Here is a 24,537-nt window from a genome sequence, read left to right as displayed (position 1 = left end):
TTGCCATGAACGATTCCATGATCAGTTTCGAGAAGGTCAACAAGTGGTATGGCAACAACTACCACGTACTGCGTGACATCGACCTCCAGGTGCGGAGCGGCGAGCGGATCGTCGTCTGTGGACCCTCTGGATCAGGAAAGAGCACGCTCATCCGGTGCATCAATCGCCTCGAAGAACACCAGGCGGGAACGATACGCGTAGACAACATCGAATTGACCGACGACACGAAGGCCATTGAGCAGGTGCGATGCCAGGTCGGCATGGTGTTCCAGCAATTCAACCTGTTCCCGCATCTGACTGTGTTGGAGAACCTGACTTTGGCTCCGATGTGGGTGGGAAAGATGGGGAAAAAGGAAGCCGAAGAACGTGCAATGCAGCAGTTACAGCGTGTGCGTATTGCTGAGCAAGCCCACAAGTACCCGCTACAACTGTCCGGTGGGCAGCAGCAACGCGTGGCCATCGCGCGCGCCCTCTGCCTGAAACCCAAGATCATGCTCTTCGATGAACCGACTTCGGCGCTTGATCCGGAGATGATCAAGGAGGTCCTCGACGTGATGATCCAACTCGCGCACCAAGGCATCACCATGATTTGCGTTACGCACGAGATGGGATTCGCCAAGGCCGTTGCGGACCGCGTGATCTTTATGGATCAAGGACAGATCGTCGAACAGAATTCACCAAGCGAGTTCTTTAACAACCCCCGCAACGAACGAAGCCGAGACTTTCTTTCGAAAATCCTGGGCCACTGACGGCACGCAGCGGCGTGTCCGACTAACCGGTGCATCGCTCTGGTTTGATGCCGCGAGTGAGACTCGTGGAGTCGCTTTCAATTGACACCCGGAAGTATTCCGCAGCTTGCGATGCATGTACTCCGTACATTAGGTATGCACGCCATTGCAAGAGCCATTGAAGAGGTAGTACATGAAGATCACGGAAATCGAGGTACTTGAAGCCGACCTTTCAGGTCGCGACGGCATGGCATCGTGGCGGGTTGTGCTCGCCCGCGTGCATACGGACGAAGGCATCAGCGGATTGGGAGAAGCGGGGGTGACATATGGCACCGGTGCTCCCGCCGCTGGGCCGATGATCTTGACGCTGGGAGAGAGATTTGTCCTCGGTGCGGATCCGTTCCACACTGATACGGTGTGGGAAAGCCTCCTTCGCCGCTCTGTCTGGGCGGATGGTGGTGGTCCGATCGTCTACGCTGCGATGAGTGCCATTGATTCGGCGCTGTGGGACATCAAGGGCAGGGCGCTCGGCCAGCCCGTGCACCAACTGCTGGGTCGCGCCACGCCCGCGCCTCTGCGTTGTTATGCGAGCCAACTTCACCTGGGCTGGGGCGAGAACGGGCGCTGGCTCGGCGAGCCGGAGCAATACACCGAGGCGGCAGTCCAGGCACGGGAGGATGGCTACGATTGCGTCAAGGTGAATCCTATCATGATGGATCGTGAGGGCAAGTACGCGACAGGACTGCGTGGCATCCTCACGCCGGCACAGCGCAAACTGTTCCGGCAGCGGATGGAGGCCGTCCGGGAAGGGCTGGGCCCTGATGCCGACATCATCCTGGAACTCAATGCTTTGACTTCCACGGCTGGTGCACTGCAGATCGCCGAGCTCGTTCAGGATCTGGGTATCCTCTTCATCGAGGAGCCGACGCACAACAACAGTGATCACGCGCACCTGAAGACCGCCAGAAAGTCGCCAATTCCACTTGCCATTGGCGAGCGCCTCTATACCCGTTGGGGCTTTCTGCCGTACTTGGAGGCCGGTGCAATCGACATGATTCAACCTGATGTTTGCCTAGTGGGCGGTATCAGCGAGGCGCATCGCGTGGCGCATCTTGCACACGCCTACGACGTCGGGGTGCAAGCGCATGTCTGCGGTTCGCCCTTGGCCACTGCCATCGCGCTGCAGTTCGAGGCAGGGATTCCGAACTTCGACATTCACGAGAACCATGCTTACACGCTGCGCCATGCAAACAGGGAGCTGTTCGAGGAGGACCTGCAGCCTGTGAATGGCAAGTTTGCCGTGCCAACTCGACCCGGCTTCGGCATGACGCTGCGTAGCGACGCAGAACAACGCATGGTCAAGTCCAGCGTGAAGCTGGCGAAGTGAAGGGCATCGGTCGCCGTCGCGGTGACCGGTCCCAAGGGGAGACGGCGCATTCGCACTGGTGCCGCTGACTCCCGCAGGGTAACGCCGACGGGGGCCCATCAGGGAAGCGAAGCTGACCAAACAGCTTCCTCAGGGCGAGTCGGCCACACGGCCTCCGGAGAATGTTGCGGTGGTCGACACAAGCAAGCGAGATAGGTCCCGAAGGTTCCGGCAAGTCGCGAAAGGTTGCGTCAACTAGCGGGTTGACCGCCTTCTATGTGGACAATGTCGAGACGCGTGAACGATGGCAAGGCCGGCCGTCGATCCGGCACGCGCTTCGGTGTGGTCCGGAACCGTGCAATTTCAATGTCTTTGGGCGCCCCGCTGATCGAAGCCTGGCGCCTCGCAATACCACGGAGAATCAACGTGATGCAGCAGCTCCGAACTCACAGTGCCCACTGGGGCGCGTTCCACGCCGGCATGCAGGACGGGCGGTTGGTCGTCACGCCGCATCCCGGCGACCCCGATCCCAATCCGCTCATCGATAACTTCCCGGACGCGTTGCGCCACCCGGCGCGGATTGCTGCACCGGCGATTCGCCGCAGCTGGCTCGAAAGGGGGCCGGGCGCGGACATCTTGCGCGGCGGCGATGAGTACGTTCAGGTCAGTTGGGACAAGGCCCTGGACCTGCTTGCAGGCGAGCTAAGGCGACTGGGTGAGGCGTACGGTCCGAGCACCATCTATGGTGGATCCTACGGTTGGTCCAGCGCTGGCCGGTTCCACCACGTTCAGAGCCAGATTCACCGCTTCCTGAACGTTGCCATGGGTGGTTACGTTCGTTCGGTCAATACATACAGCGGGGGCTGTGCAGAGGTGTTGATTCCACACGTCCTCGGGTCGTACGAAAAAGCAGTACGCCGTAACGTGACATGGGACCAGATCGCGCAGCGCACAGACGTCGTGCTGGCGTTCGGAGGAATGGCGCTGAAGAATTCTCGTGTCGCCGGCGGCGGTGTCAGTCGACACGTTGAGCGTGGAGCAATGCGCGAGGCTGCCGGACGAGGCTGTCGCTTCGTCTGCATCTCTCCGCTGAGTTCGGATTTGCCTGAGGAAGCTGCGGCCGACTGGATGCCGGTCATACCGGGAACCGATATCGCCCTCATGCTTGGCATCGCGCATACGCTGGTCAGTGATGGCTCGCATGACCGAGCATTCCTCGCGCAATACTGCAGCGGCTGGGAAGAATTTGAGACCTACCTGTCAGGGCACAACGATGGCGTGAAGAAGAATGCGGAATGGGCGGCCAGCATTTGCGGGGTTTCGGCAGAAGAGATCCAGTCACTTGCTAGATCTTTGCCGGGGCGGCGTGTGCTTATCACTGTGTCGCATTCCCTGCAGCGCGCCGAGCGCGGTGAACAGCCGGTCTGGATGGGAGCCGTGCTCGCGGCCATGCTGGGCCAAATCGGACTTCCAGGTGGTGGTTATAGCTATGCACTAGGGACACTCGCTCACTATGGGCGTCGCAACAACGCTGTTCCGTCGCCGTCGCTGTCGCAAGGGACGAATGGCGTCAAGGAGTTCATTCCGGTGGCCCGCATTGCGGACATGCTGCTCAACCCTGGACAATCCTTTGACTACAATGGCCAACGTTTGGTCTATCCGCACGTCCGGATGGCATACTGGGCAGGCGGCAATCCCTTTCATCATCACCAGGACCTGCCGCGGCTAACGCGCGCGATTTCCACGCTGGATACCTTTGTTGTCCATGACCACGCCTGGACGGCCACGGCTCGTCATGCCGACATTGTCCTGCCAGCAACGATGACTCTGGAACGCGAAGACATCGGTAGTGCGCCGACGGACCCATTGATGCTGGCGATGCACCGAATTGCGGAGCCGTATGGGGAAGCGCGGGACGACTACGAGATCTTCTGCGGGCTTGCACAGCGCCTTGGTGTGCTCGATGAGTTTAGTGAGGGTCGTTCTTCGCGCGAGTGGCTGCAACACCTGTATGCCAAGACGAGGGAGGCATTGGCGGAGATTGGGCATGAAGCGCCGGATTTCGACACCTTCTGGCGGCAGGGGGAGCTAGTCCTTCCTCAGGCCGATGACGACGGCGGCATGATGCGCGCCTTTCGGAATGATCCTCAGGCGAATCCGCTTGCCACTCCCAGCGGAAAGATCCAAGTCAGTTCCCCGGTCATCGAGAGCTTCGGCTACGACGATTGCCCCGGCCATCCTGCATGGGTCGAGCCGACCGAAAGGCCGACCAAAGACTTTCCACTGCACCTAATTTCCAATCAACCTGCCTCTCGATTGCACAGTCAACTGGACTTCGGTGGACACAGTCAGTCGACGAAGTTGAAGGGCCGGGAAGTATGCTCGATGCACCCGGCAACGGCCGCTGACCGCGGTATCCGAGAAGGCGATCTGGTCCGCCTATTCAACTCGCGTGGCGCCTGCATTGCCGCGGCGCGGCTGACGGAGCAGATGCATCCGGGGGTGGTGCAATTGCCCACTGGGGCTTGGTACGATCCCATGGAGGAGGCGTCCGGCAAGACCCTGTGCGTACATGGCAACCCCAACGTGATGACGCGCGATATTGGAACTTCGCGCCTGACTCAAGGATGCTCAGGGCAGTTGACCATCGTGCAGGCGGAGCGGTTCGACGGAGCCGTGCGGGCGGTCTCTGTCTTTGAACCACCCCGTTCCGCCGTGATCGAGTGAAGCATCCTCGGCTGCGCGCCATACATGGGTAGGAAGGCTGGTATCCGATTCTACACGCTTCATGCCTAGGCCGAGATCGTCGGCGTAGTGAAGCGCCTGATTAACATGATGGGCGTGATGGCCACTGCCTCGGATGAGCAAAGCCGTGGCATCGAGCAGGTCAACCCGGCCATTACCCAGATGGGCCGAGTAACGCGGCGCAACGCCGCGCTGGCCGAGTAAGCTGCGGCCGCAACGGAACATGTCCGTCGTCTCAACGAGGCGATGGGCATGTTCTGTCTGTTGCACTACCGCGATGAGGCAGGCGAGGTGGCTACGACTGGTCTCGGCCTTGCTTTGCTCATCGTCCCGCGTGAGTTTTGTGTGTGCATCTAGGCTGCAGTATGCGCATGTCCGGCTGAAATCGGGTTGCCTTGGGGCGCGCCGCGCGAGCCGGCTATGGCGGCAGACACCGGTTTTAGCATTTCGAGAAAGCTTTTCTTTCCGGAGGCGAAACTTTATCTCGGTTGCCGCCGGTGGAGAAACCAATAAGAATATCCGGTAACCCCAAATGGGATGCGTCATCTTCTGCCCGAAGGCGCCTCCATTCAGCCATATTGCTATGGCGCCGTCATGATTGGCATCTTGTCTAAGGTGACCAGGCGCCCGGAGGCGGCTCTCGCCGGGCGTTGGTCACACTTTGCCCTCGATTGATTTGTGCAATCCATCCTCTGATGTCAAGCTCTCGGAAAATCAATAGTCACATTCTGCGTCTCGCGACCGCGCAGGCGCTGTCCGGCGCCAACTCGACCGTCGTGTATGCCACGGGCGCCATCATCGGAAACATGTTGGCGTCACGCCCTGCGCTGGCGACCTTGCCTATCTCAGTCTTTGTGGTCGGCATGGCCCTGGCGACGCTGCCGGTCGGCGCGCTGACGCGGCGCTACGGCCGGCGCGTGACGGTCCTGTTCGGCAATCTCTGCGGCGTCATCGTTGGCCTCCTTGCCGCACTGGCCCTCGTCATCCAGTCCTTTGCATTGTTTTGCTTTGCCATGCTGTTCGGTGGTGCGTATGCGGCGGTAGTGCTGACGTTTCGCTTCGCGGCCGCTGAGTGCGTGAGCCCGAAAGAGCGTCCCCGGGCGTTGTCGACGGTCATGGCGGGTGGCGTCTTTGCCGGTGTGCTTGGGCCACAGTTGGTTACCGGCACGATGAACGCTTGGCCCGCGCATACTTACGTGGTGACCTACCTGGCATCAGCGGGGGTGGCAGCGCTCTCTGCCATCGTGCTGATGGGGGTGAAGTTCGAGCACCAGCCGAAGCCTTCGCGCCGAAACGTCGGACGTCCAATTGGTGAAGTCATTCGGCAACCTCGGTTCATGGTGGCGATGCTCTGTGGTGTTGTGAGCTACATGATGATGAACTTCATGATGACGTCCGCGCCGCTTGCCATGGAGCTGTGTGGATTGCCACGCGTAGCCTCCAACTATGGCATTGAGATGCATGTCGTCGCCATGTATGCACCGAGCTTCTTTACCGGCCGTCTGATCTCGCGCTTCGGCGCGCCCAATGTCACGTTGGCAGGATTGGCCTTGATCGGGCTTGCTGCCATCACCGGCATGAGCGGCATGACGGTCAACCACTTCTGGGTCGCATTGGTGCTTCTCGGCTTGGGCTGGAATTTCGGATTCCTGGGTGCGTCCGCATTGGTACTGAGCTCCCATTCCCCAGAGGAAGGGCCGCGCGTCCAGTCGGTCAATGATTTTGTCGTGTTCGGTGCAATGGTCATTGGCTCCTTCCTGTCGGGGGGGCTGCTAACTACGTTGGGCTGGTCTGTTGTATCGGGCCTCATGTTGCCCCCAATCATTCTTGCGATCGTAGGCGTGCTGTGGCTGCAATGGTCCAGGAACAAGCGGGTAAGCCCGGCTTGACCGGCGCGGACTGGCGAACAAACGCCAATCAGCCATGTCGGACTTAAGAAGGAAACCTATGCATGTTAACGCGGATTTTTCGAGGAGCGTTATTGTCGCGCCCCATCAATACCAGTGGGTCTCGTCTCCACAGAACGGTGTCGAGCGTGTGATGCTCGACCGACTGGGAGAAGAGACAGGGCGTGCAACGAGCATTGTGCGATATGCGCCGGCTTCGAATTTCCCGCGTCACCTACATCCGGGCGGGGAAGAGATTCTAGTTCTCTCGGGCACCTTCTCCGAGGGCGGTGAACACTATCCGGCTGGTTGGTACATGCGGAACCCGCCGGGGTCGTCCCACCAGCCTTCCAGCGACAATGGCGCCATTATCTTCGTCAAGCTCTGGCAGATGCCACCCGAAGAAAGTGGTCGCGTGCGTATCGACACACGTGATCCTGGCTTGTGGCATCGGCAGGGTAGCCGTGAAGTATGTCCATTGTTCTCAAGCGACACCGAGCATGTCAGCTTGCAACGCTTGTCACCGGGCGAAATTGTATTCGCCGAGCCCGTGGACAGCGCTGAGTTGCTACTGCTGTCAGGTAGTGTCGTGGCAGGCGAGCTGCATTGCGAGCGCGGGGGCTGGATTCGATTGCCGGCTGGGCGATATTCCGAGCTCGCTGCCGGCGCGCAAGGCGCCACGTTCTATCTCAAGACCGGGCACCTGACCAACGCAACGTTAGTGGCATAGGCATGCAGACGGCGCACATCGCAATTGTGGGGGGAGGATTGAGCGGTCTCTATGCCGCTTTCCTGCTGGAGGAAAAGGGCATCAAGGACTACGTGGTACTTGAGGCCCGCGATACGCTCGGGGGACGCATAGCTTCCACGTTGGGGCATCCGACTCCGAGCGTCTCGAGCGGCCTGCCGGATATTGATCGCTTTGACTTGGGGCCGACCTGGTTTTGGCCCGCGCTACAGCCGCAGCTAGATCGCCTTGTTCGGGACTTGGACTTGGCGTCCTTCGCGCAGCACGAAGTGGGCGACATGATGGTCGAGCGCTCGTCCGGTGCGCCGCCGGAACGGATGCGTGGATACGTAAATTCGCCAGCAGCAATGCGCCTGGTGGGGGGAATGAGCGCGATGATTGATGCGCTACACCGCCGCCTGGATGTGACACGCGTCTTGACCGGTCAGAGGGTGGAGAAAATTCATCGCGTGGACGATCATGTCGAGTTGCAGAGCTTGGACGCTGCAGGCGGTGCAACGACTTGGCGCGTCGAGCGGGTGCTGCTGGCAGTTCCGCCGCGCCTCGCAGAAAGCATGATTGAGTTCACGCCATCGCTGCCGCAGATGGTGGCCCGGCAGTGGCGCAATACGGCAACATGGATGGCACCTCACGCCAAGTACGTCGCCATATTCGACGTACCGTTCTGGCGCGAGGACGGTTTGTCGGGTGAGGGCCGGAGCGCGTATGGACCGCTCGGTGAAATCCACGATGCGTCCATGCCAGATGGTAGCGCGGCGTTGTTCGGGTTCTTCGGGTTGCCGGCGGAGGTGCGAAAGCGCGTGCCGGAGGACGTGCTTCGTGCGCATTGCCGGGCGCAACTCAAGCGACTGTTTGGGACGCAAGCGGCGACACCTCGGCTCGACATCATCAAGGACTGGGCACAGGATCGTTACACCGCCACAGGTGCCGACCTGCATAGCACGGGTCACCACGGGGAGATTCCGGTCGCTACGGCCACATCTGGCCCGTGGAGCGGCCGCCTGACGGGTATCGCTAGCGAGTGGTCGCCGCGGTTTTCCGGCTACGTTGCCGGCGCCGTCGAGGCTGTGGATCTAGGTCTACAGGCGTTACCCGCATATGCCGAAAGAGGGCGGATCTCACAATGAATACGGCCTCGGAGCGAATGACGCACGCACATCGAGCGGCTCGGCGACCTTCACCCCCGGGGGCTGTTGTGATTGTCTCCGGCGTTAATGCAGCCCCAATTGGTGTATGTTACAGACCTCTTTGCCCATTCGTCGGAGCACGAATTTGCCTTAATGATCGAGATCCAGCGTTTTCCGGCGCATGGGAAATTGCCGATCGGCACGCCTCGTAAGCTTAACAAATTCCACTGGAGTAACTCGTCTCATGTCACGCTTCGACCGCTATAGCCTTCCTCTCTCGACCAGCTCTGATCTTGCCGCCGAACGCTATCGTGCGGGGGTCGATTTGCTTCTATCGTTGTGGCCTGGTACCGCGCAGATGCTAGACGAGGCGATCGCTGCAGACCCGGACTTTGCTCTCGCTTATGCCGCGCGTGCGCGCTTCCATGCGATCCGTGCAGAACTCGCCGAAGCTCGCGTGAAGATCGCAATGGCGCAGGAACTCGTAGCACGCCGTGGGACTGAACGAGAGAGGAGCCACGTGGAGGTTCTTGCTTTTGTCATCAACGGCGACGCTGCTAAGGCGCGTGCCGGAGCACTGGCACACACCGACAAATGGCCGCGCGACATCGTCATCATGTCGCTGCTACTCGGCGCGTTCGGCCTGCTGGCGTTCTCCGGAATGGCGGACCACGATCAGGCGCGAGTGGATCTTTGCGAGCGCAACGCAAAACACTTCGAGGTCGATGATTGGTGGTTCATGACATATCGAGGTTGGTCCCATGGCGAAAACGGAAATATTAAGCTCGGGCGCTCGCTGACCGAGCGTGCGCTTGAATTGCGTCGGCATAACGTGAACGCGGTGCATGCGGTCGCGCACGTCTTGTATGAGGCCGGTGCCGGAGATGATGCGGAAGCGGTCATCAATGGCTGGCTGCCGGAATACGACCGAAGCGGCGTCCTCCATAACCACATCGCGTGGCACGCGGCGCTCATCGCGCTGGAACGCGGGAATACCGACCGGGCGCTCGCCCTTTACAACGAGAATGTCGCGCCTCCGGTTGCGACCGGGGTACCCATCAATGTCGTGAGCGACACATCGTCGTTCCTATGGCGTATGCAGGCATACGGCCATGTCGTGCCCGAAGGTCTATGGGAGGACGCCGCCAAGTACGCGTCAGGATATTTCAAGCAGGCGGGCTTCCCATTTGCGGATGTCCACATGGCTATTATTGCAGCCGCAACGGGAGACAAAGCCGCACTTGACCAGCGGGTTGATGCGCTTGCCACGCTAGTCGACGCAGGCAACCTGCCGGCGGGCCCGGTCGTACCTGCAATTTGTCGGGCAACTCTCGCCTTTGCCGAAGAGGATTATGTCCAGTGCGCGGCGATTCTTGAACCCGTCGCACATGAAGCTGTGCGGATCGGTGGCAGTGGCGCTCAACGAGAGATTGTGGAAGACACGCTTCTTGTTTCACTGTTGCGCTGCGGCGAGGCTGGCAAGGCTCGCGCACTGCTTGATGAAAGACTTCATCGTCGTCCGTCACCGCGTGACTCCCACTGGTTGAATCAAATCGCCACCGTGTGAGGCAGCTTGGCAAGGCGTCGCCGCCTGCTGCCAGCCACGCTCGAAGTAATCCCAAATCGGGAAAGCAGGGCTCCGGGGCGGACTCTAAGCCAGTCCCTGCACCTGGAGCCGCATCCGACCTATCGGCGCACATCCGCCGAGCGCGCCAGCAAACCAGATGAATACAAGCGCAACAGTGAACCAAACCGGACTTCGGAGGCTGCTCGTCAACGTCCCTGGGCCGGTGGCCACAATCGCCATCGCACAGCTCTTTGGCACAGCATTGTGGTTCAGTGCTAACAGCACGGCGGCCGATCTGATGCGCACCTGGCACGCCAGTGCTGCCGATATTGGCTGGCTGACGAATGCAGTGCAACTTGGATTCATTCTTGGCACATTGGCGATCTCGTTGAGTGGGGGAGCTGACCGCTTCCGCGCCAGCAAGATTTTCGTCTGTAGCGCAATCCTTGGCGCTTTGTTCAACGTTGGCTTTGCATGGTTGTCGACGGGACTCGTCAGCGGTGCAATTTTCCGATTCGGGGTCGGTGTGTGCCTGGCAGGCATCTACCCGATGGGAATGAAGTTGATTGTCGGCTGGGCGCCGGAGCGAACCGGTCAGGCACTGGCGCAGCTCGTTGCGATGCTAACGCTCGGAACCGCACTACCGCACGCGATGCGCGTAATGGGGGCGGGCTTTCCCTGGCAGTGGATTATCACTGCCTCGTCAGTGCTCGCACTCATCGGCGCGGTTCTGATCGCAGCACTGGGAGACGGGCCGCATGCAATCACCAGAACCCCATCCGTCACAGCGGCGAAACCGTCGCCGTCTGTCCTCGGCGCGTTCCGGATGCGTCCGTTCCGGGCAGCAACGCTCGGGTATTTCGGACATATGTGGGAGCTTTACACGTTCTGGACCGCCGTGCCGCTGCTCGTCGCCCAGACCTCGCTCATGACGCGATTCCCGTCCCTTGGGATATCCGGCCTCTCATTTTGCGTGATCGGCGTTGGCGCGCTAGGATCCGTAATCGGCGGTACGTTGTCGCGGTATATCGGAAGCGCGAAGGTCGCCGTTGGCGCGCTGGCCATGTCCGGACTGTGTGCGTTGACGTTTGCGATCGGCTGGCGCCACCTTCCGGCCGACGCTATCGTGGTTCTGCTGATTCTTTGGGGAGGCTCGGTCGTCGCCGATTCCCCCCAATTTTCGGCCCTGGCCGCAAAGGCCTGCCCGCGCGACCTGGTGGGAAGTGCGCTTGCTATCCAGAACTCCATCGGTTTCGCAATCACTGTCGTGTCGATCGCAGCAACAACCGCTCTGCTCGGGCACATCGGACTCGATGCGACGTGGCTCTTGATACCTGGTCCGGTACTCGGGCTGATGGGCTTTGCGTCGGCGTCACGAGGTGCAGGTTTGCCGCGTTAAGCGGCTGCGTCAACGTGAAGCGCTGCCGTCGAGTTCGAGGCAAGGCCGTTGGCTGTCATGGCTAATACTCCGAAGGCCGAGCGTCGCTTTCGAAGGAGCGACAAGAAGTTCGACCATCGAACCGTTCTGAGAGCAGGCGATGGTTCGACTGCACCGATAAAGTTTATCTTTCAAGGTAAGACACTTTATCTCGTTTGTCTGCGGAAGAAATTCGGCAAAGAATCTAGCTCAAGTCGACGTCGAAGTAGTGCGAGCGCCCATCGTCAGAGCGGTTTCACTGTTGCGGTGAGGACACGGGAATGACTATGTGCTCGCGGTGATTTCATCGTGCATAGCGCGACACCCCGCCGAGATATCTCGATCGACGGCCGGACCGCTCTGAAGAAAGGGGAGCGTCGACCACACGAACCTAGAAAAGCCACAGGAGAAGACAATGAAGATCCTCGTCACTGAATTCATGGACGCGCCTGCAGTCCAGGGGCTCCGAGACAGCCACGAGGTAACCTATGACCCGCAACTTGTCGATGACCTGCCGCGCCTGCTGCAGGAGGCGCCGAAGTGCGACGCGATCATCGTGCGTAATCGCACGCAAGTGCGTGGTGAACTGCTTGCGGCGCTTACGCGCTGCAAGGTGGTGGGTCGACTCGGCGTCGGGCTGGATAACATCGATGTGGACGCGTGCCAGACGCGTGAAATACGCGTGATCCCTGCCACGGGGGCCAATGCTCACAGCGTGGCGGAGTACGTGATTGCGACGGCGATGTTGTTGCTTCGCGGCGCCTATGCCTCCAGCGGAGAGGTCGCTGCCGGGCGATGGCCACGAAGCGCTTTGTCGCAAGGGCGGGAACTCGCCGGAAAGACCCTTGGACTGGTCGGCTACGGGTCGATTGGTCAGTTGAGCGCAAAACTCGCCAAGGCGCTGGGCATGCAAGTGATTGCTTTCGACCCCGCCCTGACCGACAGCGACGCGGCCTTCTCGGAACTCGGCGTCACACCGTCGACACTTGACGGACTGTTGGCGCAGGCCGACGTGGTGAGTTTGCATATACCGCTGGTAGAATCCACGCGCAACTTCATCGACGAACGCCGCATCGCGACAATGAAGAAGGGCGCGGTGCTGGTGAATACGGCGCGCGGCGGCATCGTGGACGAACACGCGGTCTCGGTCGCACTTCGAAACGGCCAACTCGGTGGTGCAGCGCTCGACGTCTTTGCAGAGGAGCCGCTGCAAGCCGCACCGCATTTCGATGGTTGTCCCAACCTCATCCTCACGCCTCACATCGCAGGGCTTACGACGGAATCGAACGAACGCGTGAGCAGTATGGTTGCAGCAAAGGTACTGGAAGTTCTTGCCTGAAAGCTATCCTGACCCGCGCCAAGGCAGCAGCAGATTTAGTGATATTGCAAAGAGGGGCTGACGTCATGAACGAAGCGGCCCTCATCTCAGGAGACCAAGGCATGAACCCGAAGCAGCATCCCATTTCATCTGGACAGTGGTCGATTACGAGGAGAGCCGTACTCGCACTGGCCTGCGGGCTCGCCGTTTCAGCGGTGCAGCCCGCATGGGCTCAGACCACCGACTACCCGAAGGCCGGTGCCGTACTGCGATACGTTGTTCCCTTTCCGCCCGCAGGGCTGACAGACGTGATGGCGCGGCTTGTCGCACAGCAGCTAGGCGAGCGCTGGAAAGTCAACGTCATCGTTGACAACAAGCCTGGTGCCAATGCAATGCTTGGGGCGGAATCGGCTGCCAGAGCGGCTGCCGATGGAAACACGCTGCTCGCAGTGAATATGACGCACTCAGTTAACGCGACGCTGTTCCGCGGCAAGTCGAAGCTGAACTTCGACAAGGACCTCAAGCCCGTTGCCTTGCTGGCGGGGACCCCGATACTGGTCGTCGTGCCGACCAATAGCAAGATTCGCTCGCTCGCGGACCTGGTCGCTGCAGCGAAGGCCAAGTCGCTCAACGCGGGGTCAAGCGGCGTCGGGACGCCGTCGCATATGTCGCTGGCATTGTTCAATCAACTGAACGGTACAAAGATTCTGCACGTTCCCTATAAGGGAGGTTCACCATCGCTAACCGACCTGATGGGGGGGCAGCTTGACGTGATCTTTAGCAACTTTCCCGAGTCGCTCCCGTTTGTGAAATCGGGAAAGCTGCGTGCTATTGCCATCGCGAGTGGCCAGCGCAATCCGCAAGTGCCGGACGTGCCGACAACCGCCGAGGCCGGCATGCCAAAACTCAACGTTGAGCAGTGGACTGCCGTTATGGTGCCAGGTGGCACGCCAGACGCGGTTGTTCAGCGACTGGGCGGAGAACTCGTGAGCATCATGGCGACGCCAGAAGTCGCTAACAAGGCGCGCGAACTGGGCTTCCGGGTCGACGCGCGCGGCCCACGTGATTTCGCCATGTTCTGGAACAGCGAGGTCAAGCGTTGGCGTGCTGTGATTGAGTCGGCGGGCATTACTCCGGAGTGACCGTTCAAAAGTCACACTGGAGGCTTTCGGTCTTCGAAAGAGCCAGGTCGTGCGCAGGCATGCACGCGACTACGGCAATTCGGCCGGGCGAGGGAGGTGGGCTGCATACCGCGTTGAAGGGTAAGCGCCATGATGCGGAGTGCGAGGCAAGACTGTTCGACAGTCGGGTTGGTCGCTACCGTCAGGCCGCCGAAGTAGCCGGCATATCATCCGCGTTGGTCCGTAGAGCCGATCCCCACTCCTCGACAGTCTTGCAGTTGTCGCCGTGCCGAGGCCATGAGAACACTTGATGCAAAGCCGTTCTTTACGCGCTTTCCTGGCGCTTCACCAATATGGAACCATTGCCGCGGCGGCCGATGCAGTGCATCTTTCACCGGCGGCAGTGAGCGTTCAACTCAAGAACCTGGAAGACGAACTGGCTCTCGAGTTGTTTGTCCGGACTGGTCGTTCGATCTCGCTGAACGTGAATGGATATCGATTAGTACCACTCGCGCAGCAGATGTTGGACCTTCAGGCTAGGATGACATCGCTCAATGCATCACATTCGCTTCGAGGTAAGCTTTCACTAGGGGTTATCACGAGTACGCTCACGGGCAGCCTGCCGGATGTGTTGAAGCGGCTGAGTGCGGAATACCCAGACCTCGAGACTCGAATTACTGCAGACAAGTCTCCTGAACTGGTTTCGCAAGTCGAGGCAGGCTTGCTTGATGCCGCCATCGTCACCTGTCCCCCGACGTACGCCCCGACCAGCTTGCGTCTCCATGATCTATACGCTGAGCCGCTGGCACTCGTTCAATGTGCAACCAAACCGTTCGGCGGCATTGCGCATGTACTCGAGTCAAGCCCTTACATCGCTTTTGAACGCGGAAGCTGGGTAGGCAGGCAGATTGAGGCGTTCCTGGATAGCCACCGTATTGTTGTGCGACCGGCGATGGAGCTGGATTCGCACGACGCCGTACTTTCCGTGGTCCGGCACGGAATCGGCGTCAGCATCCTGCCGATGCTGCACGGCCGCGACTGGGATTTTGGCGGACTAAGGTTTGTTGAGCTTCCGGGCGTCCATCGAAAGGTATGTCTCGCTGTACGCGCGGGTAACAATGATAGCAAGGTCACTGAGGTGCTGCTCGCCTACTTCCGCGAGTTCGGAGCCCGCTGCTTCCCCTGCCGCTAGTCAACGGCAGTGAGACGACGCCGAAATTCTCCGACGAATGCGCCGTCGCTCCAAACGTGACGCACACATCGAAGAGCCCAATCCTCGGCCGCCATCAAAGGCGCTTACAGAACCTTCGACACATGATGCACCTTGGGGGGGGCGGCCAGGGAGCCACCCACGAGGGCGCGCCACTGCTGGAACTCCGAGGATTCGCGGAAGTGGACCATGTGGTCTTCCAACGTCTCCCACTCAACTACCAGCGTGTATTGTTCCGACGACTCGACCGAGCGGAAGAGTTGCACGCCATGGCAGCCGCGTGAGCGAAGGAACAGTGGTTTAGCCTGGTTCACGCCCTGTTCGAACTCCTGTTCCGTGCCAGGTTTGATGGTGATTTGTGCGATTTCCTTGATCATGATGATTGTGTCTGGTTGGCAAGTATGGGCCGCAACATGTGTCGATGGCACTCTGAAACATTAGCACGATACGGAGATCCGATGTCGTTGATTTCTTTCTGAGAATAGCTCAAGAGAACGCCATGCGTCGCGGCTCAAATACGGTGCATAACTCGTCATCTACGAGCGTCAGAGACTCCGATGCTCAGCGACTGAATTTTTTGCTTCTCGCCTTTGAATTGGCTCCCTACCATTCTGGCTAAGCCTCATTCGAGATTATTTCGACAATACAGAAGGCCCTAACAAAGAGGAGACAGCAATGAAAGAAAAGTACAGCATACGCCGACTGGTAATCGGCTTGGCGGTTGCGACCGCAGTACTTTCGAGTTCAATCGTGCATGCAGCATGGCCAGAGAAGCCGATAACGCTGGTCGCGCCATTTCCGGCAGGAGGTAATGCTGATGCTCTAGCACGCCAGGTCGGCGCTGCACTAGCAAACTCTTTGGGGCAGCCGGTAATCGTCGAGAACAGACCAGGCGCAGGCGGGATGCTGGGTTCTCAATACGTGGCCAGAGCGAGACCAGACGGCCATACGTTTCTGCTAGGTTCCTTCGCAAACATATTGAATGAATTCTTCTACAGCAACAAATTGATTGATTTGAGGAGGGATCTGGCGCCCGTCACGCAGCTCGTCAATATTCCGAACTACGTTGCGGTCGGAAGCAACTCCAAGTACAAAAGTATGAAGGACTTGCTGGATGACATCAGGACTCGTCCAGGGCAGGTTACGTGCGGTACCAGTGGGGCCGGTACAAGCTCTCATCTCGTCTGTGAAATGCTGAGTCGACAGCTTGGTCTGAAGATTTCGATGGTCCCATATCGCGGTGGCATTCCGGCAATCATTGATGTGATCGGTGGTCAAACCAGTTTTGTCGCCATCAACGAAGCATTGCCGTATATCAAAGACAAGCGTGTCAGGGGATTGGCTGTTACGTCGCCTCAGAAGTCGCCCTTGGCGCCTGATCTTCCGCCGCTGTCCGATTCGGTTCCTGGGTTTGCGATGGTGTCATGGTATGGAATTTTTGCACCGGTAGGTACTCCGAAGGAGGTGGTGCAGAAAATGGGGGCCGCAGTCGCCACCGCAGTCAGGAGTCCAGCGATGAGAGACGCTTTGAACGTGCTCGGAGCAACGCCGGTCGGGAATTCTCCGGCGGAATTCTCGATGTTTGTTTCATCTGAACTTAAGAACTGGGAGAAAATTATAAAACCTATGAACATACAACTGGACTGATTTTTATGAAAAGTTCATGAATCAACTAGAGCAGCATCGTCTTTACGAAGCGATATGGTCTTAAAAAGTTAGAGAAATGATCAAAAAGGAAAGGCAAGGAGACCCGAATGAAAGTTGATGCTGTCGAAACGATCGTCTGCGACGCCGGTTGGCGAAACTACTACTTCCTGAAGCTGTCAACTGACAATGGTATCGTCGGCTGGAGCGAGTATGACGAAGGCTTTGGATCACCAGGGGTCACCGCAGTCATCGAGCAACTCAAGCATCGGCTAATTGGCCAGGACGTCAATGCGCACGAGCGGTTCGTCCAATTGGCCAACAGCCTGACGCGTCCAGCGCCTGGCAGCGTCATCGGCCAGGCGATTGGATGTCTGGAGAACGCATTGCTGGACGCTAAGGCGAAGGCGCTTGGCGTGCCATGCTACGAACTTCTCGGGGGCAAGGTCCGCGACAAGGCCCGTGTCTACTGGTCGCATTGCCCGACCTGGCGAATCAACCATCCCAAGTTCTACGGTCCGGCCGTGAAGGACCTAGACGGCGTGCGTGCGACGGCCGCGGAGGCAAGAGAGCGGGGCTTCACTGCGCTCAAGACGAACCTGTTTATTCACGACGAAGATGAGCCCTACGCGTGGCGCGCGGGCTTTGCGATCCCCTTCCTGCCTGAGCTGACGGTAGATAAGCGCCTTATTCGGAATATTCGAACCCATCTCGAAGCATTGCGCGAGGGGGCTGGGCCCGACATGGGATTGCTGATCGACTTCAATTTCAATGCGAAACCGGAAGGCCTCATCAGGGTACTTAAGGAACTGGCCGATCTTGATCTGTTCTGGGTGGAGATCGACATGGCGAATCCAAGATCACTGGCCGATGTCCGACGCCACAGTCCGCATCCGATTAGCTCATGTGAAACTCTGATCGGAATGCGCAGCTTTTTGCCGTACTTCGAGCACCAGGCCATGGACGTTGCCATCATCGATGCAGTATGGAACGGCGTTTGGCAAGCAACGAAGATTGCCGCCTTGGCGGAAGCGCACGAAATCAATGTGGCTCCCCACAACTTCTATGGCGACTTGTGCACAATGATGAACGCGCACTTTGCGGCTGTCGTGCCCAATTTGCACATCATGGAAGCGGACATTGACCGGCTCCCGTGGGAAAGCGAGCTGTACACGCACTCTCCGGAATACAAGGCCGGCTTCCTGATCATCCCGGACCGGCCGGGTTGGGGTACCGAACCGATTGAAGAAGCGCTTCGCGCACGCCCCCCTAAGGTCACGGGTGGACTCCTTCAATACAAGCGTTCTTGATCTCTCTGATTCGAATAGTTTTGCAATGCATATTGCCATTCCCAAAAACAACCTCCCGACCTCTCTCGCAGGCCTGCAGGCCAGGCGCGTCGTTCACTATCACCCGGAGTTTGTGAAGCACCGTGGCCAACTCCTGGAGCCATTTTTTGGTGCCGACGCCATGACTGTTCGCGGACATCGCCGGGGAAGGCGGGGGCTGCTGGTCGGGATACCAGTCCTGGGCGGAGTGGGTCACGTTACAGGTGAAATTGAAATGCGTCTGAACAAGGAAGTCGCGACTGGTGTGCTCAGGGGCTTGGAGGCGAGATGATTGCTGGCGCTTCGAACATTCACGCACACCTTCTGTTCGTGCTATTTGTCGCGATATCTGTATTTGCATCCAATCTTACCGGCTTCGCGCTTGCATTGGTGCTTCTGGGTCTGGTCGCACTGACAAATATCGTACCGTTGCCAGATGCGGTCAATGCGGTAACGATCATCATCATAGTGAACGCGGCTTTATTCTTGTACAAGAGGCGTCCGCTGAGGATTCAACCCGCGATCAAGCCAGCCGTCGCGGCCAGTTTTGGAGGTTCTCTTATCGGCATGGCTTTGCTCACTTTTCTCGCAACCCACGCATTCCAGACATTACGCACCTTACTGGGAATCTGCGTAATCGGTTGTGCGATCCTCCTTTGGAAGGCTGCGAAGCCGTATCCAGTTCCATCAGGCGCCAAGACCTTTGCATTCGTGGGAGCGCTGTCGGGCGTGCTCGGCGGCATGTTTGCCACAGCGAGTCCCCCATTAGTGTATGCCGTCTATCGGCAGCCATGGTCCGTAGAGGTTATCCAGGAATCGCTGATATTCAGTTTTGGCGTGGGCGCTGTGTTGCGCCTTCTAGTGATGGGGATCTCTGGACAGATAAGCGTGTTGGCCATGCAACTCGCAGCAGAGGCGCTTCCAGTCGCCTTGGCAGTAACCGTGCTTGCGGCGAATCGTCAGCCTCCCATATCGAAGGAGACGTTGAAGCATATCGTATGCGTCCTGTTGGTGTTTGTGGGCATTGGGATTCTGATATAGAGCAGGCGCTGGCCGGCTCGTCGCGTCGTGAAGTTTGCATAGCGTGTGGGGGCATGCGCTTGCCTGGCGCTTCAGCAATTTTTGCTGTCGCTGGCGGAGGATGCGCGCGCACCGCGCATCCTCCTTTTTTGCGCTTATCGCTCAACTGAGGGTCGAGGAGAGTTAGCTCGATTCCAGGGCGTTTCATCCACGCTGTTCGGCTGTTCGAGCGAGTTCGATGGGCCAACCACTTGCCCCAGGCGGCTTTGCAAGCCGTGCAGATAGGCTGCAAAGACCGACACTAGGTGGGCGACGGTAACGTTCGCCTTCTTGGTGTGCCGGTTATTCGTCTTGTCGAAGATTCACGCATGTGAAAAGTACACGTTGATGCGGACATCACAGGGCAGGCAGCTCGTCGAACCACGTATGCCGGCATGTAAGTGAGATCGGTGACTTTCCGACCAAAGGATAGTGCACGCCGGACAAGGTGGCCGTCTCGTCGCAGCCAGAATGTGCTGCGATGTTGGATTAGCGACAGAGGGACGTTATGGTGAGTCATGCTTACCGACTGTCCGGGGTCTTCTGCGACGCCAATATGTTGATTCCACCCGCGCCAGGCACGCCCCGTCCGCGCATATAAGTTTGCGGAGTACAGCCCATTTCGGTGCGGAACGCATACACGAAAGCGGAGGCCGAGGCGTAGCAAAGCTGCATGGCGACTTGGGTTACCCCAAGGCCTCCGCCGAGAAGCTCAATAGACCTGAAAAGGCGTAGGCGCCGCCGCCATGAGCGCAGACTCATGCCCGTTTCCGCGTTGAAGCGGCGGGCGAGGGTGCGGGCAGAGACATGCAGCTGCCGTCCCCATTCCTCTGGACCGCGACTGTCGCACGGCTTCAGATAGAGTGACTCACAAAGTGAGGTCAGGGGTGCGCTGCGCGGCCATGGCAGGGCGCTCGGCAGCGCTTGGACCCGCGCGAGTTGATCAAGGATCAAGCCGGACACGCGGGCGTTATAGCCATCCCTGTCATGCTGCTCATCGATCGCGGCGGCCTCAACAATCAATGCCTGCAGCAGTGGGGACATCATGAAAACTGTTGGCGTTTGCGGGAGATCTGCTCCGGATTCGTCCGCGATCCAGAGGCTGCGGAGCTCGGCACCGAGAAGCGAGCCGACACGATGTGACTTTCCGGTCGGCAACCATAGTGCCTCGTAGGGCGTGAGGACAAAGGACTCACCGTCCGTATGCACCGTAAGCACTCCGGAGACGGCGTAGACCAACTGGTTCCACATGTGTGAATGCTCCGGAAAGTAGTGACGCGCCGGAATGGATTGCGCCCGTATCGTAAGCGGCTGGGGAGGTCGAAGTCCGGATGGTGCGGTGATCGAGTGCCATTTCATGCGTTCACCTTCATGTTGGCATTTACTCTATATCGATTGTCGTACTATCGATACACGTCTAAAGCGAATTACCTCAAGATAGCATCGAATCCCATACAAAGCCATTGCTGTCCGGCGACCAAGTCTTGGCGCCCGGATCGATCCTCTCATACCTTTGTGAATTCGAATGCCAGAAATTGATGCCGGTAAGCTCGAATCTGCTATTTATGACACCGCGCGCGGCAATCTCGCGCGCTTGACGATTGCTCAGGCGCTTGGGGGGGCGAACGGAGCAGTGGTCTACTCGACGGGTGCAATCGTCGGACACATGCTCACGCCCACACCGGCGTTGGCGACCCTGCCAATTTCGATCTTCGTGGTGGGAATGGCCATCGCCACGCTACCCGTGGGCTTGGTCGCTCAACGCCATGGCCGTCGCATGGCATTTATGGTTGGAACAGGATGCGGCATTCTTGTGGGCGTGCTTGCGGCATTGGCTGTCTTGCGCGGCTCGTTCTGGATGTTCTGTGCCGCCATGCTCTTCGGCGGAGCCTATGCCGCTGTAGTGCTTTCTTTCCGCTTCGCTGCCGCGGACTGCGTTCCGCCTGAACGACGTCCACGGGCGTTGTCCTTTGTCATGGCAGGCGGGGTCTTCGCAGGGGTGATCGGCCCACAACTTGTCACCCACACGATGAATCTATGGGCTCCTCATTCGTTCGCGGCGACCTATCTCGCACAGGCAGCAGTGGCTGCGATGTCGGCGGTGCTCCTGACGGGTATTCGCCTTCCACCATCAACGGCTGACAGTTCCAGCAGCGGTCGCGCAATCCGTGTGATCGCCCGTCAGCCTTGGTTCATCGCTGCTGTCATTTGCGGGGTTGTCTCATATCTGGTCATGAATTTCCTAATGACTGCGGCACCGCTAGCCATGCAGCTGTGCGGCCTGTCGCAGGAATCGTCGAATCTCGGCATTCAGTGGCATGTGATGGCGATGTTTGCGCCAGGCTTCTTCACCGGCCGTCTCGTGACGCGCTTCGGTGCGCCCCGCGTTGCCACGACGGGCTTGGTTCTGACAAGCGTCTCGGCAGCGGTCGGATTGACCGGGGTAGACGTGGCTTATTTCTGGCTCACCCTCGTCTTGCTGGGGGTTGGCTGGAACTTCGGCTTTATCGGGGCGACGGCCATGGTGCTGGAGTGCCACCGCACTGAGGAAAAGGCGCGCGTTCAGTCGTTCAATGACTTCGTCGTATTCGGCGCAATGGCTCTTGGCTCTTTCCTATCCGGGAGTCTACTGACTGCGTACGGATGGAAGACCGTCCTCTGGTTGTCCTTTGTACCGCTCCTGCTGGCCATCGGTGCACTGATGTTGGCCTCGACTCGCCGCTCGAAGCTGAGCGGTGAGGCGGTGAATATGTAGTTACTTCAAACTTTATGGAGACAAGATCGAAATGAAAATCACCAAAGTCGAAACGCTGGAAATCGAACTTGACGGCGTGAAGGCCACGACGACCTGGCGGCCCGTTTTTGCCCGCGTCTACACCGACGAGGGGATCACCGGTATGGGCGAAGTCGGAATGACTTTTGGCGCTGGCGCCGTCGCCGCAGGCCCGATGATCCGCGATCTTGCCAAGCGCTTCGTGCTCGGCAAAGACCCCCACGATACCGAAACTATCTGGGAAACAATGCTGCGCCGTTCGTTTTGGGCGCAGGGAGGCGGCCCGGTGGTGTTCGGTGCGATGAGTGCGATCGACGCCGCCCTTTGGGACATTAAGGGCAAGGTGGCAGGGCTTCCGGTCCACCGCTTGTTGGGCGCGGAGACGCCAGCAGAACCGCTACGCTGCTATGCAAGTCAGCTGCACTTCGGTTGGGAGGAGGAGCATAGGACGCTCGATGACCCAGCTGCCTATCTTGAAGCAGCGCAAATGGCGCGCTCCCAGGGCTACGACTGTGTCAAGGTTTGCCCCATCTGCATCCCGCCGAAGGGACAGAAAACACGTAAGCGTGGTGGCTTTGGGCCTGCGGAACGCAAGTTGGCCCGCGCACGCATGGAGGCCGTTCGCGAGGGCATCGGCCCAGATGCGGACATCATTATCGAGTTGAACGGAATTACCTCGGCCGTGGGTGCCGTCCAGCTGTCCGAGCTGCTTACCGATCTCGACATCCTCTACGTCGAGGAGGCGACTCATTACAACAGCCCCGATGCTCATGTGAGGGTTTCCCAGCGCGCCCCCATCAAGATGGCGACCGGCGAGCGACTCTATACGAGGTGGGGCTTCCTTCCTTATCTCCAGGCGGGATCGATCGACATGATCCAGCCCGACATGGGCCTGGTTGGCGGCATTTCCGAAGGCATGAAAATCGCGCATCTCGCTCACGCGTTCGATGTGGGGGTTCAGGCGCACATCTGTGGCTCGCCTTTGGCCACGGCCATTGCGCTTCAGTTTGAAGCGGCAATCCCCAATTTCGAAATCCATGAGCACCACTCCTTTTGCCTAAAATCGTTCAACAAGGAGCTATTCGAGGAGGACCTGCAGCCGGTCGACGGGCGCATCACTGTTCCCACGGCGCCCGGCTTCGGCATGACGCTTTCGAAAGACGCCGAGAAGCGCATGGAAAAAGCGGAAGTAGTTCTGAAGTAAGCCATCAAAGTCCATAGGTGGGGAGACCACTCATGAAGATTGGAATACGATTTCTGTCTCTCATCGCGCTGTGCGCAGCGCCGTTGAGCGGCCATGCCGATAACTATCCGAGTAGGCCGATCACCATGATCGTGCCGTGGCAGGCAGGTGGATCCAGTGATGTCTTGATGCGTGCCTTGGCGCAGGCGGCAAGCAAGAAGCTGGGCCAGCCCATCATAATCGACAATCGGCCGGGCGCCATTGGCACTCTGGGTCTGGCCGCCATGGCCGCGACCGCAAAGCCCGACGGTTACACGATTGGCCAGTCCGGTGTGGGGCTCTTCCGCATGCCTCTCATCCAGAAGACGAGCTGGGATCCAGAAAAGGACTTCACTTACATCGCGAATCTGGTTGGATTTACGATGGGTATCGCTGCGGGCGCGCAAACGCCCTACAAGTCGTGGGCCGATGTGGTGGCGGCCGCGAAGAAGAACCCCGGCAAGATTTCCTATGGCTCGCCAGGACAGAACGGCACTGTGCACCTCGGGATGGAGCAGGTCCTTGCGCTGGCCGGTATCGACCTGTTGCACGTGCCCTACAAAAGCACGCCGGACAGCAGTGCCGCGCTTTTAGGCGGCGTGACGCAACTGCAGGTCGATGCGGCAGGGTGGAAGGCGAACGTCGACAGCGGCAAGGCCAGGCTGCTCGTCGTCTGGACGGAGAAGCGAGCGAAGCGATGGCCCGATGTACCAACCCTCAAGGAGCTTGGGTACCCGCTGGTCATCGACGGGGCTTCGGGGATTGCCGGCCCGAAGGGGATGGATCCTATGGTGGTGACAAAGCTGAATGACGCCTTCCGTGCCGCGCTCGACGACCCGGCAGTACAGCGCGTGATGTCGGAATTTGAGATCTTCCCCAACTACATGGGGCCGGACGAGTATCGCAAGTACCTCATTCGCAGCCGCAACGATGAACGGAAAGTCCTGGATCGGTTGGGTATCCTGCGGGCGGATCTCAAGTAGCGGGGGAAGGAGGCGAATCGCAAAGCTGTACCCCGCCGATGCGGACCGAGATGCCATGCGCATCGGCGGGTGTGGTGAGGTGCGGGGAGTACAGAGTGCCGTGAGTTGCCAGCGATGTGGCAGACGCTCTTCGAGACGACTGGCGGGCTGCGATTGCTTTGTGATAGCCCTGTGGCTCGGTCATAGCGCCGCAATAGAGCAGAGATTTTTTGGTCACCGATCGCGGACTGGCACCGCCAGGCCTGGTCACGCGTCAGGAGCCGCGATCGCCAACCAAAAAAACTCTGCTAGCTAC

20 protein-coding genes are annotated in these 24,537 nt (G+C 59.1%); 18 read left to right on the top strand and 2 right to left on the bottom strand.

Annotated features, from left to right (window positions below):
- The first annotated feature begins 5 nt into the window (after nt 1-5).
- The 12 genes from J8I82_RS26090 to J8I82_RS26040 all read left to right on the top strand — a co-directional run bounded on the left by J8I82_RS26090 (nt 6) and on the right by J8I82_RS26040 (nt 15,215).
- Nucleotides 6-749, top strand: coding sequence for an amino acid ABC transporter ATP-binding protein (locus J8I82_RS26090; RefSeq protein WP_280908201.1), 744 nt, complete (start codon nt 6-8; stop codon nt 747-749).
- A 172-nt stretch (nt 750-921) separates the two neighbouring features.
- A complete protein-coding gene (locus J8I82_RS26085) occupies nt 922-2,115 on the top strand; it encodes a mandelate racemase/muconate lactonizing enzyme family protein (protein WP_209761734.1) in 1,194 nt (397 codons plus the stop codon).
- A 408-nt stretch (nt 2,116-2,523) separates the two neighbouring features.
- Nucleotides 2,524-4,821: a molybdopterin guanine dinucleotide-containing S/N-oxide reductase gene (locus J8I82_RS26080; protein WP_209761799.1), complete on the top strand. Its 2,298-nt coding sequence runs from the start codon at nt 2,524-2,526 to the stop codon at nt 4,819-4,821.
- Nucleotides 4,822-4,908: 87 nt separating this feature from the next.
- Nucleotides 4,909-5,043, top strand: a complete 135-nt coding sequence (locus tag J8I82_RS39135) for a hypothetical protein (RefSeq protein ID WP_280908199.1) — start codon at nt 4,909-4,911, stop codon at nt 5,041-5,043.
- Between the two features lie 491 nt (nt 5,044-5,534).
- On the top strand, nt 5,535-6,728 hold the full coding sequence (locus J8I82_RS26075) for an MFS transporter (RefSeq protein WP_209761733.1): 1,194 nt from the start codon (nt 5,535-5,537) through the stop codon (nt 6,726-6,728).
- A gap of 58 nt (nt 6,729-6,786) precedes the next feature.
- Entirely contained in the window at nt 6,787-7,455 is a 669-nt protein-coding gene (locus J8I82_RS26070; protein WP_209761732.1) for a cupin domain-containing protein, read from the top strand.
- Nucleotides 7,456-7,457: 2 nt separating this feature from the next.
- Complete coding sequence (locus J8I82_RS26065) at nt 7,458-8,600, top strand: flavin monoamine oxidase family protein (protein WP_209761731.1); 1,143 nt, start codon at nt 7,458-7,460, stop codon at nt 8,598-8,600.
- A gap of 244 nt (nt 8,601-8,844) precedes the next feature.
- Nucleotides 8,845-10,167 carry a tetratricopeptide repeat protein gene (locus J8I82_RS26060; RefSeq protein ID WP_209761730.1) on the top strand — a complete coding sequence of 441 codons (1,323 nt, stop codon included), beginning with the start codon at nt 8,845-8,847 and terminating at the stop codon, nt 10,165-10,167.
- A 157-nt stretch (nt 10,168-10,324) separates the two neighbouring features.
- The gene (locus J8I82_RS26055) at nt 10,325-11,566 is read left to right on the top strand and encodes an MFS transporter (RefSeq protein WP_209761729.1); all 1,242 of its coding nucleotides are present in this window, start codon (nt 10,325-10,327) and stop codon (nt 11,564-11,566) included.
- Nucleotides 11,567-11,999: 433 nt separating this feature from the next.
- A complete protein-coding gene (locus tag J8I82_RS26050) occupies nt 12,000-12,923 on the top strand; it encodes a hydroxyacid dehydrogenase (protein ID WP_209761728.1) in 924 nt (307 codons plus the stop codon).
- A gap of 101 nt (nt 12,924-13,024) precedes the next feature.
- Nucleotides 13,025-14,044 carry a Bug family tripartite tricarboxylate transporter substrate binding protein gene (locus J8I82_RS26045; protein WP_209761727.1) on the top strand — a complete coding sequence of 340 codons (1,020 nt, stop codon included), beginning with the start codon at nt 13,025-13,027 and terminating at the stop codon, nt 14,042-14,044.
- A gap of 289 nt (nt 14,045-14,333) precedes the next feature.
- The gene (locus J8I82_RS26040) at nt 14,334-15,215 is read left to right on the top strand and encodes a LysR family transcriptional regulator (RefSeq protein ID WP_209761726.1); all 882 of its coding nucleotides are present in this window, start codon (nt 14,334-14,336) and stop codon (nt 15,213-15,215) included.
- Nucleotides 15,216-15,319: 104 nt separating this feature from the next.
- Here the strand turns inward: J8I82_RS26040 and J8I82_RS26035 are convergent, their stop codons facing one another.
- Nucleotides 15,320-15,610, bottom strand: a complete 291-nt coding sequence (locus J8I82_RS26035) for an antibiotic biosynthesis monooxygenase family protein (RefSeq protein ID WP_209761725.1) — start codon at nt 15,608-15,610, stop codon at nt 15,320-15,322.
- A 298-nt stretch (nt 15,611-15,908) separates the two neighbouring features.
- Between J8I82_RS26035 and J8I82_RS26030 the strand changes: the two genes are divergently transcribed.
- The 3 genes from J8I82_RS26030 to J8I82_RS26020 all read left to right on the top strand — a co-directional run bounded on the left by J8I82_RS26030 (nt 15,909) and on the right by J8I82_RS26020 (nt 19,246).
- Complete coding sequence (locus J8I82_RS26030; protein WP_209761724.1) at nt 15,909-16,880, top strand: Bug family tripartite tricarboxylate transporter substrate binding protein; 972 nt, start codon at nt 15,909-15,911, stop codon at nt 16,878-16,880.
- A 107-nt stretch (nt 16,881-16,987) separates the two neighbouring features.
- On the top strand, nt 16,988-18,187 hold the full coding sequence (locus tag J8I82_RS26025; RefSeq protein ID WP_209761723.1) for a mandelate racemase/muconate lactonizing enzyme family protein: 1,200 nt from the start codon (nt 16,988-16,990) through the stop codon (nt 18,185-18,187).
- A 306-nt stretch (nt 18,188-18,493) separates the two neighbouring features.
- On the top strand, nt 18,494-19,246 hold the full coding sequence (locus J8I82_RS26020; protein ID WP_209761722.1) for a TSUP family transporter: 753 nt from the start codon (nt 18,494-18,496) through the stop codon (nt 19,244-19,246).
- A gap of 540 nt (nt 19,247-19,786) precedes the next feature.
- On the opposite strand, the gene J8I82_RS26015 is transcribed toward J8I82_RS26020, so the two are convergent.
- Nucleotides 19,787-20,623 (bottom strand): AraC family transcriptional regulator, encoded by an 837-nt coding sequence (locus tag J8I82_RS26015; protein WP_209761721.1) that lies wholly within the window; start codon nt 20,621-20,623, stop codon nt 19,787-19,789.
- A gap of 166 nt (nt 20,624-20,789) precedes the next feature.
- On the opposite strand from J8I82_RS26015, the gene J8I82_RS26010 reads away from it, so the two are divergent.
- Genes J8I82_RS26010 through J8I82_RS26000 form a run of 3 tightly spaced genes read left to right on the top strand, consistent with a single transcriptional unit; the run spans nt 20,790 to nt 24,242 of the window.
- Nucleotides 20,790-22,019, top strand: coding sequence for an MFS transporter (locus J8I82_RS26010; protein ID WP_209761720.1), 1,230 nt, complete (start codon nt 20,790-20,792; stop codon nt 22,017-22,019).
- Nucleotides 22,020-22,050: 31 nt separating this feature from the next.
- On the top strand, nt 22,051-23,241 hold the full coding sequence (locus J8I82_RS26005) for a mandelate racemase/muconate lactonizing enzyme family protein (RefSeq protein WP_209761719.1): 1,191 nt from the start codon (nt 22,051-22,053) through the stop codon (nt 23,239-23,241).
- A gap of 32 nt (nt 23,242-23,273) precedes the next feature.
- Nucleotides 23,274-24,242, top strand: coding sequence for a tripartite tricarboxylate transporter substrate binding protein (locus J8I82_RS26000; protein WP_209761718.1), 969 nt, complete (start codon nt 23,274-23,276; stop codon nt 24,240-24,242).
- The last annotated feature ends 295 nt before the right edge of the window (nt 24,243-24,537 follow it).

The sequence above is a fragment of the Cupriavidus consociatus genome, from assembly GCF_017814975.1.
Classification (GTDB): Bacteria; Pseudomonadota; Gammaproteobacteria; order Burkholderiales; family Burkholderiaceae; genus Cupriavidus; species Cupriavidus consociatus.
The sequence above is the reverse complement of the archived record's forward strand: the minus strand, read 5'-3'. Positions and strand labels throughout refer to the sequence as shown.